The following is a 2,105-nucleotide window of genomic DNA, read 5'->3' on the forward strand; positions in this document are numbered from 1 at the left end:
GGGTGGTGGCGGGGGACTCCGGCGCGATCGGCGCCGTGGACGCGGCAGGCCCGACGGCTTCCCGCGCCGTCCGTCCCGTGAAGGACGCCTCCCCGTACTCCTCGACGCGCCGCGCGTCCTGCTGGTCGGTGAGCGGATACCCGAGGTCGCCCGTTCGGGCGTCGCCCGGCCTCGGGTGGGTCTGTATCCGGTAGAGGGCGGAGACGAAGACGCCCACCGCCAGGGCGGCGCCCAGGACGACGGAACGGATGACGCTGGTGTCGGTGGAGCTCACCAGGAAACCCAGCGCGATGCCGGCGAAGGCGGCCCAGGCCACGGCGCGTATGCCGCGGGACAACCGCGGGGTGATCAGCAGCATCGCCCCCAGCGCCAGGACGAAGGCCAGCGCCGCCATGAACCCGTAGAACGTGTTCCAGCCGGTGATCGGGCCGCCGTCGCGGGTGTTGGCCGCGGCCCAGTAGCCGTAGATCAGCCCGAAGCCCACGGTCGCGACCAGCTTCATGGTCTTCGTCCCGCGGTCCCCGAGCAGCCGGGTGTCGGCCTGCGGGCGCGAGTCGGCGCCCGGGTGCCAGGTGCCGGGAGGCCGGGACAGGGACTTTCGGGGGGCGTGTGGCGCGTACGTCATGGAAACGCTCCTCTCCGCCGGAAACCGGGCGGTCGTCGAGCCGGACCACGAGCATGAAACAGATGCCGCGGACGTGCGGCGGCCTGTCGACGAAGCCCGGCTCCGATATCCAGCGGACACCCGTACGAGTGAACGGGCAACTCGGGAACGCGCCCTTGTTCACGACCGGATGCAGGCCCCCCACGCCCGTGTTTCGCTGAAAACATGCAGTCCACGCCCCCTGCCGGGAGAAGCGACGCCGGAGCCCCGGTCTACGACCCGGCAGTGCCGCGCGCCGTCTTCATGCGCGCGGCCAGGGCGGCCCGCCTCCTCTACTGGCGCGGCCACGCGGTCAGCTGGGTGCTCCCGGTGCTGATCGGGGTGGTCGGCATCGTGGTGGAGGTGTCGACACCGGACTGGTTCCGTGCCGCCTCCTGGCTGGTGCTGGTCCCCGGCGTTGCCTCGGCGCTCTGCAGCGTGCGCGCCACGGCGATCCTGGCGGTGCTGGCGCTGGTCGCCTACGGGCTGGTCACCGTGGTCTCGCGGCCCATGGTCAGTGTGTGGCCGGTCCTCGTGCTGCTGATCGTCGGCGGGCTGTTCTCGGTCTTCGCCTGCGCGGTGCGCGTCGCCCACGCGAACAGACTCATGCAGATGTCGGTGGTCGCCGACACCACGCGCCGCGCCGTCCTGCGGCCCTTCCCGCCGGGGCTGGGCGGGCTGGAGCACGCGGCGCTCTACATGCCGGCCAACAGCGAGGCGCGGGTCGGCGGCGACTTCTACGACATCCAGCCCAGCCCGTGGGGGACACGGGTGCTCATCGGCGACGTCCAGGGCAAAGGGCTGGAGGTGGTCGAGACGGCGGCCGCCCTGCTCGGCACGTTCCGGGAGGCCGGGTTCCACGAGCGGTCCCTGTCGGTGGTCGCCACCCGGCTGGAGATCCGGCTGAAGCGGCAGGTCGCCTACCGCCTCGACCTGGGGGCCGAGCAGGACCGCGACCGGTTCGCCACGGCGGTGATGCTGGGCTTCCCGGCCGACGAGCCGGACGTGGTGGAGATCGTCAACTTCGGTCACGAGCCGCCGCTGCTCATCAGCCCCTCCGGGGAGTGCGGTCCGCTGCCCGGCGCGCACGGGCTGCCGCTGGGCCTGAGCGACGTCGCCGACCTGCCGCCGCCGGTGGTGCGGGCCACCGTGCCGGTGGGGTCCACGCTGCTGCTCACCACCGACGGGGTCACCGAGGCGCGGAACGAGGCGGGGGAGTTCTACCCGCTCCGGGAGGAGGTCACCCGTGCGGCCGCGCGGAGTCCGACGCTGCGCAGGCCGCGGGGGATGGCCCGGTTCGTGCGGGACGGGGTGCTGCTGCACTCCGACGACCACCTGGGGGACGACACGACGATCTTCTGCGTCCGGCGACCCGGGCCGGACGAGCCCTCGCCGTGGCGGCAGCGGGCGAGGTCGCTGGACGACCCCGACGACGAGGAGGAGGGCGGGGCGGGCGTGGGAG

The 2,105-nt window shown here is 73.3% G+C and carries 2 protein-coding genes; one reads left to right on the plus strand and one right to left on the minus strand.

What is annotated here, in order from left to right; genetic code table 11:
- The coding region (locus ACOV8S_RS26250; protein WP_448320739.1) for a hypothetical protein at window positions 1-625 on the minus strand (625 nt) is incomplete at its 3' end.
- 204 nt (window positions 626-829) lie between these two features.
- On the opposite strand from ACOV8S_RS26250, the gene ACOV8S_RS26255 reads away from it, so the two are divergent.
- Window positions 830-2,105, plus strand: a 1,276-nt coding sequence (locus tag ACOV8S_RS26255) for a PP2C family protein-serine/threonine phosphatase (protein WP_448320740.1), incomplete at its 3' end; no start/stop codon positions are given.

It is taken from the genome of Streptomyces sp. CO7, assembly GCF_053474865.1.